The organism is Streptomyces wedmorensis, assembly GCF_000716445.1.
Taxonomy (GTDB): domain Bacteria; phylum Actinomycetota; class Actinomycetes; order Streptomycetales; family Streptomycetaceae; genus Streptomyces; species Streptomyces wedmorensis.
Genome location: NZ_JNWK01000020.1, coordinates 42,252 through 56,496 on the forward strand (window position 1 = coordinate 42,252; position 14,245 = coordinate 56,496).

Here is a 14,245-nt window from a genome sequence, read left to right on the forward strand (position 1 = left end):
AGGTCAGGTCAGGTCAGGTCAGGTCAGGTCAGTTGATGGTCCACTGCTGAAGGGCGCTGCCGGTGTCGGGCTGCTGGGTGACGGCTGCTCCGTCGGTGGAGGAGGCGGTGGTCAGGAGCAGTCCGCTTGCCACGGAGGCGACGGTGTAGGTGCCGTTGGCCAGACGAGTGACGTTCCAGCGCTGGTTGGCGCCGGCGTTGCAGCCCCACTGGATGATCGACGCGCCGGCGCTGGTGGAGCCGCTGTGGACGTCGGCGCAGAGGCCGGACTCGCTGTTCTTGATCTCGTAGGTGCCGTCGGTCTGCCGGGTGAAGGTCCAGCTCTGGTTGGCGCCGCCGGTCGGTGCCCAGGTGATGAGCCGGGTACCGGCGGTGGTGCTGTGGTCGGGGTTGTCGAGAGCCTTGCCGCCGGCGGTGAGGGTGTGTGTTCCGTCGAGCGTGGGGGCCTGGGCGATCGGGGTGAGCGTCAGGGTCTGCTCGCCGGCCGTGCGGGTGCCGCCGACCGCGTCGCCGGTGGTGTTGGTCCAGCTGCGGGTGGGTGTGGTCTCGGCGAGGCGGCCGGAGTCGGAGGAGAGGCCGATGACGAGGCCGCTGTACCGGTTGACGATCTTGTAGGTGCCGGTGGGGGTGCCCCCGGTTGCCGAGGTGCCGCGGATGACGAACCACTGCTGTCCGACGGTGGCCCCGCCCGCGCCGGCGGGGGTCACGGTGGGCTTGGTGCCCCAGGCGCGGGTGGCCGTGGACGCGGTGCTCACGCCCAGGAGCTGACCGGTGGCGGAGTTGGCTATGCGGTGGGAGCCGTCACCGTTGGCGATGAAGATCCACGACTCGTGGCCGGAGCCGGTGGGGGCGGCGAGCGAGGTGGTGGCCGAGCTGCCGGAGACCTGGGCCAGGACCCGGCCGCCGGCGGCGATGCGGTAGGCCTTGCTGGTGTCGACCGGTGCGGCGGGTTCGGTCGTGTTGATCGTCAGGTTGACGTACTCGCTGCTGGACCCGTTGGAACAGCCGAAGGAGCAGTACGAGCGGAAGTCCTTGCCGACGATCGTGGAGCTGGTCTTGTTGGCGCTGTCGAGGAACCAGCGGTACCAGGAGGCGTTCTTGTAGCTGCCGGTGTCACCGAGCCGGAACCACTTCTGGGTGGCCAGGTTGTCGGTGGCGTAGATCTCCTGGGAGGCGTTGCCGCTCTGGTCGACCGCCTGCGGCTGGCCGATGTACAGGCCGAGGTGGGCGTTGTAGGTGATGTCCATGACGAAGAGCGGGGACGTCGGGGGCGTGAGGCCGGCGGCCACCTGCTGGCTCACCGAGCCGCTGTTGGCGGGGTTGTACTCCTTCGACGTCGGCGTGTAACCCGTGGTGCTGCCGGAGCCGACCGGGACCATGTTGCTCTCGCGGCCTCCGACGCCCGGCTGGGACCAGGCGCCGTTGTACCACTTCTGCCAGGAGGAGGGCGCCATCTTCGACGAGATCGGGGCGCGGGCGACGTGTCCGTAGAACGCGGCCCAGCCGCCGCCGTAGCCCTTGTTCACGATCCGGGAGCCGTAGAACGCGTAGAAGTAGCCCGAGGCGGTGTCGACGAAGAGCCGGGGGTCGCCGGTGCCGTAGTGGTAGGTCTGCTGCGGGAAGGCGGCGGTGTCGCCGCGCTTGGTGCTGTAGGGCGAGGTGATGACGTGGTCCTTGATGGACCACGTCCGGCCCTGGTCGCTGGAGACGGCGTAGTCGATGCCGTCGAAGTGGGAGCCGTCGCCGAAGGGCTCCGGAGTGAACTCGTTGTGCACGAGCCCGTACCAGTCACCGGTGTCCGGGTCGACCCAGACACCGGCCAGGTCGCAGTAGTTGCGGTGGGCGTAGGTGGTCGTGACGGGCGATGGGGTGGACTCCACGCCGGTCGGGCTGTAGTTGCAGCGCCAGGTGGTGTCGTTGTTGCGGTCGTTGGAGTTGGCCGGGTTCACGGCGTCGCTGAGGGCGCTGGACTTCGTGGCCGAATCGATGTTCGTGCCGGTGAAGAAGTTCCACTTGCGCGGGTCGTTCGCGCTGTAGAGGGCGTGGGCCTGCTGGAAGTAGAAGGTGCCGTCCTTGTCGATGTACGGGCCGGCGGGCGTGTCGTCGGGGTACGTCCACGAGCCCTTGGCGCCGACGGTGACGGTGTAGGAGGCGGCGCTCGTCTCTGCGGATGCCGTGGGCATCATCAGCGTGCTGCCGCCTGTGATGACCAGCGCGGCTGCGGCGAGCGCTCCGGCCAGTCTGGTGCGAGGAGCGGTCATGAGTGTTCCTTGATCGGAGGAGCCGAGGGGAGGCTCCGTGGGTGGTCCGGCGTCCTTCGGGACGGCGGGTGCGTTTCGGGACGGCTGTGGGGCGTCCCGAGTGCGGCCCCCTTCGGCCGGGGGGGGCGTACCGTGCGGGGCCGGTCCGGCCGGGGGAGCGTTTCAGGGAGGGCACGTGTCGGTGCGGGTGCCTGCGGGGCGAGCGCATTTCGGTTCGGGCCGCGGGCCTCAACGGGGACGGCCGCCTGTGGGAGGTGGGGGCACGGCATGCGGTCCGGCTCGCGGAGTGCTGAGGCGGGCGTGGCATGCGGGCGGGGTGACCCGGTCTCGGCCGGGTGGTGCGGGGAAGGCAAGGCTGTGGGCGTGGTGCGGAGACCAAGACCCGTGCGGTTCAGGTGTCCGCTCCGCGACGCGAGGAGGGGCGCCGCACCGGTCGGCCTCCGGGTCTCGGTTGCCGTTGGTGGGTGGACCGTACGGCCAATTTGACCGGTAAAACAAGAGCCTGTGGTCGAAAACTTCGGTTTTCTCGGAACCGGCGCCTCCGGTGCCGCCGCGCGCCCGGATCCCCTGACCCGGGTGTTGACCGTTCGCCCTTCCCCGCAGTACGTTGCATCCGTTTTTGGATCGGTAAAATAGAGGTAGCCATGGCGACGATGCAGGACGTGGCGGACCGGGCCGGGGTCACCAAGCAAACGGTCTCCAACGTGCTCTCCGGTCGTGTCGCCGTTCGGCCTGCCACCGAGGCCCGGGTCCGCGAGGCCATTTCCGAACTCGGATACGTCCCCAATCTGGTCGCCCGATCGCTCGCCACCGGCAGCACGCGCACGGTGGGCCTCTTCGTTCCGACCGTGTCCACCGCCTTCTACGCGGAACTGGTCGAAGAGGCGGAGGACGTCCTCGGCGAGCACGGTTACCGCCTGCTGCTCTGCACCACCCGCCGGGACGGAGAGCGCGCCAGGAGGCATCTTGCGGGGCTGACCAGCCGGTCCGTCGACGGCCTCCTCATCGCGGGCGACGAGGGGCTGACCGACCACCTGCCGTTGCTGTCGCGCACCCGCTTCCCCGTCGTCCTGTGCGCTTGGGAGACCCGGGCTCCCGCCCGTTTCCCGGTGGTCACCATCGACTACGAGCACGGCGGGTACCTGGCCGGGCGTCACCTCCGGGAACTCGGACACGAGAACGTGGCCGTTCTCGCCAGCCCGGCGCACACGATGCGCGTGAGCGGCTTCCGGCGCGCCTTCACCGAGGACGGCCTGGACGTCCCGGACTCTGCCGTGCACCTGGCGCCGGAGCCATCGTTCACAGGCGGGATCGCGGCGGCCCACAAGGCGATGAAGGCTCACCCGGCGGCGACCGCGCTGTTCGCCACGCACGACGTGCTCGCCGTCGGAGCACTCGAAGCTGCCCGGGACAAGGGCTGTTCGATCCCGGCCGACCTGTCGGTGGTGGCTCATGACGACACGCCAGAAGGGCTGTTGACCCGCCCTGCCCTCACCAGTGTCGCCCTGCCCAAAAGGGAGATGACGCGCGAAGCCATCGGACTGCTCCTCGGAGCCGTCTCGGGTGCCCAGTCCGCCGAGCCGCATCCGCGTCTCCTGCTCCCGCGGCTCATCGTCCGCGACAGCACCGCTCCGCCCGGCTGACACGCCCACCCCCCGTCTTGCGGGATCCCGCCCCTGGGACCACGCCATTCGAACCACCGCCACCGCCCGCCGACGCGGCTCAGGACAGGTGTCAGGCAAGCGCCAGGACGTTCAGGAGACGTGCGACTTCCGCCGCGACGTCCTCGCGGGCCGGACCGATGTACCTGCGGGAGTCGCTGACCGCCGGCCGGCGATCCAGTTCCCGCCTGACGGTCGCGGAGAAGATGCCGTTGAGGTGGGTGGAGATGTTGACCTTCGTCATTCCGGCCGTCACGGCCCGAGCGAGGTCCGTGTCCGAGACGCCCGACGAGCCGTGAAGGACAAGTGGCACGCCGGTGCCGCCCCGGAGGCGGGCGATCAGGTCGAAGTCCAGCACGGCATCGCGCGTGACCATGGCGTGGGAGCTGCCGACGGCGACCGCGAGGCAGTCCACCGCAGTCGCCGCGGCGAACTCGCGGGCTTCGTCCGGGTCGGTACGGACCCCGGGGGCATGGGCGCCGTCCTTGCCCCCCACCTCGCCGAGTTCGGCCTCGACGAGAACGTCGGCTCTGTGCCCGAACTCGGTGATGGCCCGGGTCACGGCGACGTTCCGCTCGTAGGGCAGCCGGGAGGCGTCGAGCATCACGGACGTGAAACCGAGCCGGACGGCTTCGCGCACGAGGTCCTCGGACTCGGCGTGATCCAGGTGGACGGCCACCGGCACCGTCGCCTCCTCCGCCAGGGCCAGTGCGGCGCGGCCGATCGGGGCGAGGGATCCGTGGTAGCGGACGGTGTTCTCGCTGATCTGGAGGATGACGGGCAGGTTCGCCCGGTGTGCGCCGTCCACGATGGCCTCGGCGTGCTCGAGCTGGACGACGTTGAAGGCTCCGACACCACGGTTGTGGGCGTAGGCGGGAGCGATGATGTCGTCAGTGGGCGTCAGGGGCATGGGGTGTCTCCACACTCACGTCGGTACGGAACTGCTCGTAGAGGTCGCGGTGGAAGTCGCCGGCGAGGGGCGCAGCGACGGCGGCCGCCGACAGGGCGACGGCGTCGCGCAGGATGTCCGGCCAGGGCAGGCCGGCCGCGAGTCCTGCCGCCAGGGCGGCGACGCACGCGTCGCCGGCGCCGGTCGGGTTGCCGCGGAGCCGGGTGGGAGGGACGGCGCGGTGGCGTCCGTCCCGAGTGACGGCGTGCAGGCCCCGCGGGCCGTCGGAGGCGACGACAGCCCGGGCTCCGCGTGCCTGGAGCTCGGCGGCCGCGTCCGCGAGATGTGAGCGGCCGGTCACCTCGATGATCTCCGCCGCGTTCGGCTTGATCACATCGGGCCGCGCGTCCAGCGCGGCAAGCAGGGCGGGGCCGCTGGTGTCGAGGACGGTGACGGCTCCGGCTTCGCGAGCAGCTGTCACCAGGCTCGCGTACGTGTCGCACGGCAGGCCCGGTGGGAGACTCCCGGCGAGCACCACGACCCGGGCCTGCCCGGCGAGTTCGGCGAACCGCCGGGTGAACGCGGGCCAGGAACACGGGTCGACACGTGGACCGGGCTGGTTGAACACGGTGGCATCGCCGCTGCGTTCCGAGACCACGGTGACGGTTCTGCGGGACTCCCCCGGCACCGGCACGAGCGCGTCCCGCAGACCGGCGGAACGCAGGTCCTCCCCCACGGCCTGCCCGGTGGTTCCTCCCACCAGGCCGGTGAGGAGCACGGGGTGCCCCAGCGCCGCCAGGACGCGCGCCACGTTGATGCCCTTGCCACCGGCGCGTTCGAAGGTCCGCTTGACGCGGTGAGAGGTGTGCGGGGTCAGGTCGTCGACGAAGTACGTGACGTCCAGCGCCGCGTTCAAAGTGACGGTCAGGATCACAGTGTTCCTCCCACCCTCCCGGTCGGCAGGCCGGCCGCCACGCCGGTGCCTGCGGCGTCCCAGGCGAGCAGTCCCGCACCCAGGCAGCCGGCCTGCGTCCCCAGCGCCGCCTGAACCAGTTCGGGTCGCCGCTGACAGCTCAGACGGCAGTCGATCGCGTCGCGGAGCGGGGCGAGGAGGAGTTCCCCGGCGCGGGACAGTCCCCCGCCGATCACGATCACTTCCGGAGCCAGGAGCGTGGCGCAGACGGCGAACGCCTCCGCCAGGGCGTCGGTCGCACGCTCCCACACGCGGAACGCCACCGGATCCCCGTCCGTCACGAGAGCCGCGACGTGCTCGGCTCCCTCGACCTCCCGCCCCGACAGGGCTGTGTAGGCGGCGGCGATCGCGCGGGCCGAGGCGACCGTCTCCAGGCAGCGGCTGTTGCCGCACGCGCACCGCACGGCCGAGGTGGTGACGGACAGGTGGCCGAGCTCTCCGGCATGGCCGCCGGCGCGCAGCGGACGGCCTTCCGTCAGGACCGCGGCGGAGATGCCCGTTCCGATGGCCACGAACAGCGCGTCGTCGACGCCCCGGGCCGCGCCGAGACGACTCTCCGCCACGGCTCCGGCGCGTACATCGTGCCCGATGGTGACGGGAAGTCCTGTGGAGTGCTCCAGCACTGCGGCCAAGGGCACATCGCGCCAGCCGAGATCGACCGAGTGCACTGCCTGTTGCGCGGGCTCGTCGACGATGCCGGGGATCACCACACCGGCGGCGACGGGCTTCTGGTGAATCGCGGCCGCCTGGGACTGCAGGTCCCGCAGCGCCCGGGCGACCGCGTTCACCACCGCCTCGGGTCCCTCGCGCCGGGGCGTCGGCACGCGCAGGGTCTTCAGCGGCCGCATGGCGTGGTCCAGGACCGCGCCCTTCATCGACGTGCCGCCGACGTCCAGGGCGATCACGCACGCGCGGCTGTCGGTGTGCTCAGCCATGCGCGTCCGCCAGTATCACCGAGCGGGTCAGGGCTCGCGGGCGGTCCGGGTCGAGCCCTCGCGTGCCGGCGAAGTGCACGGCCAGGCGCTGGGCCCGGATGAGGTCGGCCATCGGGTCCAGTGCGTCGGCGCTCCCTCCGGATTCGGCGAGGTAGGCACCGCCGGTGCGGGCGACGTCGTCGGCCAGTCCGTGCGGGGCCGGGCCGAAGACCCAGGTGCCGCGGCCGGGTGCGGTGACGCTGATGGGGCCGTGGCGGTATTCCATCGCCGGATACGCCTCGGTCCAGGCGCAGGCCGCCTCGCGCATCTTCAGGCCGGCCTCCAGCGCGAGGCCGTAGGTCCAGCCGTCGCCCAGGAAGGTGATCTGCTCGGCTGTGCGCATGTCACCCGGCAGGGGCGCGACGACCGCCAGCTCCGCGTCTTCGGCGGCCTCGGCGATCGTGCGTACGCCCTCGGGGAGGGGGCCCTGGCTTTCCAGGTGGGCCCGGAGGAGAGCGAGGGCCGTGGTCGCGAATCTGGTCTGCACCACCGACTTCTCGTCGGCGTGGTCGAGCACGATGACACTGTCGGCGACGTCGGCCACGGGAGTGGTGCCGTCGGCGGTGATGGCGGTGACGGAGGCCTGGCCCTGTATTCGGGTCAGGAGGTCCACGACCTCGGTGGTCGTACCGGAGCGGGTCAACGCCACGATGCGGTCGTAGCGGCGGTTGACGGGGAACAGGGAGGCGGCGAAGGCGTCCGTCTCGCCGTGGCCGGCCTGCTCGCGCAGTTCGGCGTAGGCCAGGGCCATGAACCAGGAGGTCCCGCAGCCCACGACGGCGACGCGTTCACCGCGGCCGGGCAGCGCGGCGCTGTGGCCGGCGGCGGAGGCCGCCGCCTTGCGCCAGCAGTCGGGTTGGGTGGCGATCTCGTGGGCGGTGTGGGAGGGGTGCGCGGAGCCGTGAGTGGTGGACATCGGTGCTGGTGTCCTCTCGGGTGGGGAACGGGCCAGGGGGTCGTGGCACTCGGGGTGGGCAGTTCGCGGCGCTCGGACGCTCTGGCCCAGGGGCGTGTGCGCGGCCGTGCGCCGGTGGGGTCGGTGAGGTGATCAGGCGAAGGTCTCGATGTACTCTTCGCGCGGCCCGAGGTCGGGTGCGTCGAGGAGGTCGAGACGCTGACCGAAGTGATCGAGCTCCAGGATCGTCAGGACGTTGTCCCCCGCACGCAGCAAGGGTCGGGGGACGTAGAGCGTCGTTTGGGGGCCGACGTCCCAGTAGCGGCCGAGCAGGGTGTCATTGACCCAGACGAAGCCCTTGCCGAAGCCCGGCAGGCTCAGGAAGGTGTCGGCCGGCTCCTCGACCCGCAGTCGCGCGGTGGCGATGCCACGGCCGTCGGCGGGTTCGGCTGCCGTGGCGGCGCGTGCGAGGTCGTCGGCGGTCCACTCGTCCAGGGGCAGGGGGCGCATGGACCATCCGTGAATGAGGCGGCGCTCTACGCGGACGCCGCCGAGGATGCCTTTGCGCTGTCCGAGCAGGGGGCCGTAGTTGATGCGGCCCTGGTTCTCCACGAGCAGTTCGAGCCGGACCGCGGCACCCGTTCCGGTGAGGGTGAAAGTCGAGGTGGGCCGGTCCAGGACGGTGACCAGGGTGCCGTCGGCGAAGACCTGGGCGCGGTCGTGGAGACCGGTGACCGTCACCTCGTGGGGACCGGGAGGGATGACCGGGTGCGCGGTGTAGAGCACGAGGCCGGAGTTCTGCCCCAGTTCCTCGAAGCTCAGCGGGCTGGAGGTGTGCAGGGGGGTCGACACCGACTTCAGCGCGCCCAGCAGGCCGGCCCCGTGTCGCACGGAGAGCGTGGTGGGCTTGAGCAGCGGGGGGTCGTCCGGCGGCGGGGGCACGGGCCGTGTGCGGTGCGGCGCCAGCGTCTCGCGCAGGGCGTGGAACTTGGCGGTGAGCGCGCCGTGTTCGGCGACGGGGGCGTCGGAGTCGTAACTGGTGATGGTGGGCTGGAGGTTCGTGCCGTCGTGGTTGGCGCCGGCCCAGAGTCCGAAGTTGGTGCCGCCGTGGGCCATGTAGAGGCTGACCGATCCGCCGTGGGCGAGGATGCCCTTCACGTCGTCGGCGGCGCTCTGCGCGGACCGCACGTTGTGCCGCTCGCCCCAGTGGTCGAACCAGCCGTTCCAGAACTCCGCGCAGAGGAAGGGCTCGCCGGCGCGGCGCGAGCGCAGCAGTGCGGCTGCCTGGTCGGGGCGCGACCCGAAGGTGGCCGCCGCGAGTTCGCCCGGAAGGGTGCCGCCGTCGAGCATCAGCGGGGTGGGGCCGTCCGCGGTGAACAGCAGCTCGGAGATGCCGCGTGCGACCAGGGCGTCGCGGAGCCAGCGCAGGTAGACGCGGTCGTCGCCGTAGCTGCCGTACTCGTTCTCGACCTGGACCGCTACGACGGGCCCACCGTGTGCCGCCTGGCGGGCGGCGATGAGCGGGATCAGTACGTCGAACCAGCGGCCCACCTCGTTCAGGAAGTCCCGGTGACTGCTCCTGGGGCGCATGCCGGGCCGTCCGGTCAGCCACGCGGGCAGACCGCCGTTGTCCCATTCGGCGCAGATGTACGGGCCCGGGCGGACGATGACGTCCAGGCCGGCTTCCTGGGCGAGCCGGAGGAAGCGGGGCAGGTCGCGCCAGCCGTCGAGGCGGATGTCGCCGCGTCGGCGTTCGTGGAAGTTCCACGGCACGTAGGTGTCGACGGTGTTGAGCCCGAGAGAGGCGACGCGCTGGAGGCGGTCCGCCCACTGCTCGGGGTGGACGCGGAAGTAGTGCAGGGAGCCGGCCAGGATCCTGTGCGGCTGCCTGAGGCGGAGGAAGCGGCCGTCGGTCCAGGTCAGTGTGGGGCCCGTGGTCGCGGCTTCGCGCGGAGGCGCGGGCACCACGGTTCCGGTGGGGGCGGAAGGGGTCATTTGACGGCTCCGGCGGTCATGCCCGCGCGCCAGAACCGCTGGAGCGCGAGGAACGCGATCAGGAGCGGCGCGACGGACACCAGCGAACCGATGACGACCAGGGGCGGGGGCACGGCGACATGGCTGGCGTTCCAGGCGACGAGGCCGACCGTGACGGGCTGCAGCCGGTCGTCTCCCAGGACCATGGCGGGCAGGAGGTAGTTGTTCCAGATCTCGACGAACTGGAACAGGAAGATCGTGACCAGGGCGGGCAGCATCATCCGTACCGCGATCGTGCGGAAGACACGGAACTCGCCCGCGCCGTCGAGGCGGCCGGCTTCGAGGACCTCGTCGGGCACGCTCTGTTCGGCGAAGACTCTGGCGAGATAGACGCCGAAGGGGCTGACGACGCTCGGCAGCAGGACCGCCAGAGGATTGTCGATCAGGTGGACGCCCGAGAACATCAGGTACAGCGGCAGCGTGAACAGCACCTTGGGCACGAGGACGGCCGCAAGGACCAGGGAGAACAGCATCCCGCGGCCGGGAAAGTCGTACTTGGCCAGCGCGTATCCGGTCAGGGCGGACAGGGTCGTGCCGATCAGCGCGCCGACGCCGCAGTACAGGACGCTGTTGAGCATCCAGCGCCAGAAGATACCGTCGTCCTGACTGCTGAGCCGGGCGATGTTGTCGAACAGGCCGAAGCCGTCGAACCACAGCCCGCTGCCACCGAACTGTTCTCCGAAGGGCTTGGTCGCCGCCACCAGCAGCCACCACAGCGGGAAGAGGAAGTAGAACGCGGACAGGCCCAGCAGGGCGAGGACGGTGAGGCGGCTGGCGGGGCTCGTCTCGCGCCGGGGACGGATCCGGGCGGCGGGAGCGGGGATCACCGTGGTCATGCGTGGTCTCCTCGGCGGGTCAGCTTGAAGAAGATGAGCGACACCATGCCCACGGCGACCGCGAGGAGGACCGACTGGGCCGCGGCGTAGGGGTAGTTGCCGTCCGCGACCGCGTTCTGTGCCGACATCAGGGGGGTGAACGCGGAGGAGATCGATCCGCCCGAGACCGGCTGCAGCACGGCCGGCTCGTTGTACAGCTGGGCCGACCCGATGATCGAGAACACCGTGGTCAGCACCAGCGCGCCCCGCACGGCGGGGATCTTGACGCTCCAGGCGATCCGCAGGGCGGACGCCCCGTCCATCCGTGCGGCTTCGAGGACTTCGGCGGGGATGGACTGGAGGGCCGCGTAGATGATGATCATGTTGTAGCCGGCCCAGCTCCAGGTGACGATGTTGGCCACGGACCAGAGCACGACGTCCTGGTCGAAGAAGGGGACGGTGACGGCGAGCGGTTCGAGCAGCCGGTTGAGCGGGCTCGACGTCGAGGAGTACATGAACGACCACACGAGTGCGGCACTGACGCCCGGAATCGCGTAGGGGACGAAGCTCGTCAGGCGGAAGAAGCCCCTGCCCCGCGCGGACTTGGAGTCGATGAGCAGCGCCAGCGCGAGGGCGAGCCCCAGCATGAGGGGCACTTGTACGACACCGAAGAGGGCGACGCGACCCAGCGAGGCCGTGAACGATCCGTCGTGCAGGGCCCGTGTGTAGTTGTCCAGGGGCGCGAAGACCTCCGTGGGCGCGGTCAGGCCCAGGCCGGAGCGGCGGATGGTGAAGAGGCTGCTGTAGGCCGCGTACAGGATCGGTGCGATGTACATGGCGACGAACAGGACGACGAAGGGGGCGCAGAAGAGCAGCGGGCGAAGTCGTCGGGGGTGTCCGGGGGGCGTCTCACGCGTCCGGCGGGACGGTGCGGTGGTTGCCGGGCGCCGTGCGGGGGCGCGGTGCGCGGCGGGGGCATGGGTCACGAGCGTTCCTCACTGCGGCGTCGCCGGAACGGTGGCGGGAATCCCGGCGACGGTCGGGCGGACAGGGGCGGCTACCGCCGGGCGGGGCATGGGACGCCGCCCGGCGGGCTTGCTCTACGGGGCGACGGCCAGGCCCTGCTTGCGCATCTCGGCGACAGTGGTCTCCTGCGCGTGGCTCAGCGCCTGCGCGATGGTGCCCTTGCCGGTCCATGCCTTGCCGAGGCCGTCGTTGAGGTCCGTGACCGTGGAGGTCATCAGCGGGCCCCAGGTCCACTCGGGGTTGACCTGCGGCGTGGCGGTGGCGAAGACCTCGTAGATCTGCTGTCCACCGAAGTAGGGGTCGGCCTTCAGCTGCGGCAGGTACAGCAGGTCGTTGGCGGCCGGGTAGAGCGAGGCCTTCTCGATCAGCTTGCCGAAGGCGTCCTTGTCGGTACCCAGCCAGTGGGCGAACTCCCAGGCCGCCGCGGTGTTCTCGCAGCCCTTGAGCACGGCCGTGGCCGAGCCGCCGGCGTTGCCGACCTTCTTGTCACCCTTCTCCCACTGCGGCATGGGAGCGACGGCCCACTGGCCCGTACCCTCCTTGGCGCCGCCCTTGATGACACCCGCCTGCCAGACCGCTCCGACGACCGTGGCGATGTCGCCGTTGCCCAGGCCGGTGTACCAGGCCTGGTCGTACATGGGGGCTCTGCTGATCAGGCCGTCGTCGGCGAGGCCCTGCCAGTAGTCGGCGACCTTCTTGTTCTCCGCGGAGGCCATGCTGACCTTCCAGGAGTCGTTCGCGACGCCGAACCAGTCGGCGCCGGCCTGCCAGGCGAGCCCGGCGTAGTCGTAGTCGAGGTAGGGCGAGGAGATGAACCGCTTGGGGTCGGAGGCGTGGATCTTCTTGCCCGCCGCGTGGTATTCCGCCCAGGTGGTCGGGGGCTTGAGGTCGAGGGAGTCGAAGAGCTTCTTGTTGTAGAAGAGGGCCATCGGGCCGGTGTCCACCGGAGCTCCGTAGACGGCGCTGCCGAGGGTCACGGCGTTCCAGGCGGCCGACTGGTACTCCCGCTTGGCGGAGGCGGCGTGCTTCGACACGTCCTCCAGAGCGCCCTGGGCGGCGAAGCTGGGCATCGTCTCGTACCCCACCTGTGCCAGGCAGGGGGCGTTCCCGGCCTTCACGGCGTTCAGCATCTTCTGGTAGCCGCCCTTCGCGCCGGGCTGCACCGTCTGGTACGTGACCTCGACGTTCGGGTGGCCGGCGTTGAACGCCTTGACGGCATCCTCGTAACCCGGGGCCCAGCCCCAGAATGTTATCGATGCCTTACCGCCGGATGCCGAGCCGGAGCCTGAACCCGATCCGGAACAGCCGGTGGCCGCGACGGCGAGAGCGAGAGCCCCCGCCATTCCCACAAAACGGATGAAACTACGCTTCACAGCTCCTCCTGAGTGTCGCGACAGGGCAACTGGAACATCCCGTACGGGGCCGCATGTCCGGCGAGGCACCGTCGGCGCGATGCATCCGCCGCGTGTCGATGGCCGAAACTATGACAGAGAATGTTATCGATGCCAATGGCTGTTACCGATTAGCGTCCTGTCGGCATAACTGCACGTGAGCGCCGCGTTCGGCGATATCATCGAGCGGATCGATCACGAGGAAGGGACCTCATGGGAAAGCGCGGTGACACCAGCACCGGGGCGCGCCCGCCCGGCATGGCGGACGTCGCGCGCGTCGCCGGCGTGTCCGCGCAGACCGTCTCGCGCGCGCTCGCCGGCCATCCGAACGTGCAGGAGAAGACCCGCGCGAAGGTGCTGGCCGCGGTCGACCAGCTCGGCTACCGCCGGAACAACGCGGCCCGGATGCTCTCCTCGGGCCGCAGCCGGACCCTCGGCGTCGTCACCCTCCAGACGAACTTCTACTCCCGGGCCGCCGTCACCTCCGGCATCGAGAACGCCGCCCGCGAGGCGGGGTACGCCGTCAGCACCGCCACCACCACCTCGCTGGACACCTTCGCCATCGAGGACGCGCTCTCCCGGCTCGCCGACCAGGACGTGGAGGGCATCATCCTGTCGGTGCCCCTCATCCACTCCAGCAGCCGGATCGAGCAGCTCACCCGTTCCACGCCCACCGTCACCATCGACGGCTCACGCACCGACGCGACCGAGATCCTCGCCGTCGACCAGGCGCAGGCCGCCCGCACCGCCACCCAGCACCTCCTGGACCTCGGGCACGAGACGGTCTGGCACATCGCCGGCCCGGCGGAGTGGCTCGAATCGACGCAGCGCCGCGACGGCTGGCAAGCCGCCCTCCAGGCGGCGGGCCGCGCCGTGCCACCGCCCCTGGAGGGCGACTGGTCACCGGGCTCCGGCTACCGCAACGGGCTGGTCCTCGCCCGGATCCCCGATGTCACCGCCGTCTTCGTGGCGAGCGACGAGATGGCCTTCGGGGTGATCCGGGCCCTGCACGAGGCCGGGCGGCGCGTCCCCGACGACATCTCCGTCGTCGGCTTCGACGACATCGAGCTCGCCGAGTACTGCTCCCCCTCCCTCACCACCATCGCCCAGCCGTTCCAGCACATGGGCGCCCTCGCCGTGACGCACCTGCTCCGCCGGATCGCGGCGCCCGACCCCCTTCCCGAACCGCACTCCGTCGAGCCGCGCCTCGTCGTCCGCGCCAGCACGACCACGGCCCCCCGCCGCTGACCGACGGCATCCACGGCATCCACGGGCGCCGTACGCGCCGACCGACCCAGGACGGCCCGGGGGCTTCCCTCCGCCCCGG

At 70.9% G+C, this 14,245-nt stretch carries 11 protein-coding genes; 2 read left to right on the top strand and 9 right to left on the bottom strand.

Annotation, left to right across the window (positions count from 1 at the left end):
- Positions 1-28: 28 nt before the first annotated feature.
- Positions 29-2,260: an RICIN domain-containing protein gene (locus OO54_RS17650; protein WP_033204216.1), complete on the bottom strand. Its 2,232-nt coding sequence runs from the start codon at positions 2,258-2,260 to the stop codon at positions 29-31.
- A gap of 644 nt (positions 2,261-2,904) precedes the next feature.
- On the opposite strand from OO54_RS17650, the gene OO54_RS17655 reads away from it, so the two are divergent.
- Positions 2,905-3,903: a LacI family DNA-binding transcriptional regulator gene (locus OO54_RS17655; RefSeq protein ID WP_033204218.1), complete on the top strand. Its 999-nt coding sequence runs from the start codon at positions 2,905-2,907 to the stop codon at positions 3,901-3,903.
- 91 nt (positions 3,904-3,994) lie between these two features.
- Here the strand turns inward: OO54_RS17655 and OO54_RS17660 are convergent, their stop codons facing one another.
- The 8 genes from OO54_RS17660 to OO54_RS17695 all read right to left on the bottom strand — a co-directional run bounded on the left by OO54_RS17660 (position 3,995) and on the right by OO54_RS17695 (position 12,900).
- Positions 3,995-4,831, bottom strand: a complete 837-nt coding sequence (locus tag OO54_RS17660; protein ID WP_033204220.1) for a class II fructose-bisphosphate aldolase — start codon at positions 4,829-4,831, stop codon at positions 3,995-3,997.
- Positions 4,812-5,744 (bottom strand): 1-phosphofructokinase family hexose kinase, encoded by a 933-nt coding sequence (locus tag OO54_RS17665; protein ID WP_033204221.1) that lies wholly within the window; start codon positions 5,742-5,744, stop codon positions 4,812-4,814. The genes OO54_RS17660 and OO54_RS17665 overlap by 20 nt, the downstream gene beginning before the upstream one ends.
- Positions 5,741-6,718, bottom strand: a complete 978-nt coding sequence (locus OO54_RS17670) for an ROK family protein (RefSeq protein WP_051787005.1) — start codon at positions 6,716-6,718, stop codon at positions 5,741-5,743. Before OO54_RS17670 ends, OO54_RS17665 begins: the two co-directional genes overlap by 4 nt.
- On the bottom strand, positions 6,711-7,673 hold the full coding sequence (locus OO54_RS17675) for an SIS domain-containing protein (RefSeq protein ID WP_033204222.1): 963 nt from the start codon (positions 7,671-7,673) through the stop codon (positions 6,711-6,713). The genes OO54_RS17670 and OO54_RS17675 overlap by 8 nt, the downstream gene beginning before the upstream one ends.
- 132 nt (positions 7,674-7,805) lie before the next feature.
- The gene (locus OO54_RS17680; RefSeq protein WP_078905239.1) at positions 7,806-9,647 is read right to left on the bottom strand and encodes a glycoside hydrolase family 35 protein; all 1,842 of its coding nucleotides are present in this window, start codon (positions 9,645-9,647) and stop codon (positions 7,806-7,808) included.
- Positions 9,644-10,522 carry a carbohydrate ABC transporter permease gene (locus tag OO54_RS17685; RefSeq protein WP_051787006.1) on the bottom strand — a complete coding sequence of 293 codons (879 nt, stop codon included), beginning with the start codon at positions 10,520-10,522 and terminating at the stop codon, positions 9,644-9,646. The genes OO54_RS17680 and OO54_RS17685 overlap by 4 nt, the downstream gene beginning before the upstream one ends.
- A complete protein-coding gene (locus tag OO54_RS17690; RefSeq protein ID WP_051787007.1) occupies positions 10,519-11,487 on the bottom strand; it encodes a carbohydrate ABC transporter permease in 969 nt (322 codons plus the stop codon). Before OO54_RS17690 ends, OO54_RS17685 begins: the two co-directional genes overlap by 4 nt.
- Positions 11,488-11,601: 114 nt before the next feature.
- Positions 11,602-12,900, bottom strand: a complete 1,299-nt coding sequence (locus tag OO54_RS17695; RefSeq protein WP_234439635.1) for an ABC transporter substrate-binding protein — start codon at positions 12,898-12,900, stop codon at positions 11,602-11,604.
- Between the two features lie 231 nt (positions 12,901-13,131).
- Between OO54_RS17695 and OO54_RS17700 the strand changes: the two genes are divergently transcribed.
- A complete protein-coding gene (locus OO54_RS17700; protein WP_033204225.1) occupies positions 13,132-14,166 on the top strand; it encodes a LacI family DNA-binding transcriptional regulator in 1,035 nt (344 codons plus the stop codon).
- The last annotated feature ends 79 nt before the right edge of the window (positions 14,167-14,245 follow it).

Coding starts and splice junctions, on each gene's coding strand:
- OO54_RS17650 (WP_033204216.1), bottom strand. CDS start 2,260: ATGACCGCTCCTCGCACCAGACTGGCCGGAGCGCTCGCCGCAGCCGCG.
- OO54_RS17660 (WP_033204220.1), bottom strand. CDS start 4,831: ATGCCCCTGACGCCCACTGACGACATCATCGCTCCCGCCTACGCCCAC.
- OO54_RS17675 (WP_033204222.1), bottom strand. CDS start 7,673: ATGTCCACCACTCACGGCTCCGCGCACCCCTCCCACACCGCCCACGAG.
- OO54_RS17685 (WP_051787006.1), bottom strand. CDS start 10,522: ATGACCACGGTGATCCCCGCTCCCGCCGCCCGGATCCGTCCCCGGCGC.
- OO54_RS17700 (WP_033204225.1), top strand. CDS start 13,132: ATGGGAAAGCGCGGTGACACCAGCACCGGGGCGCGCCCGCCCGGCATG.
- OO54_RS17670 (WP_051787005.1), bottom strand. CDS start 6,718: ATGGCTGAGCACACCGACAGCCGCGCGTGCGTGATCGCCCTGGACGTC.
- OO54_RS17655 (WP_033204218.1), top strand. CDS start 2,905: ATGGCGACGATGCAGGACGTGGCGGACCGGGCCGGGGTCACCAAGCAA.
- OO54_RS17680 (WP_078905239.1), bottom strand. CDS start 9,647: ATGACCCCTTCCGCCCCCACCGGAACCGTGGTGCCCGCGCCTCCGCGC.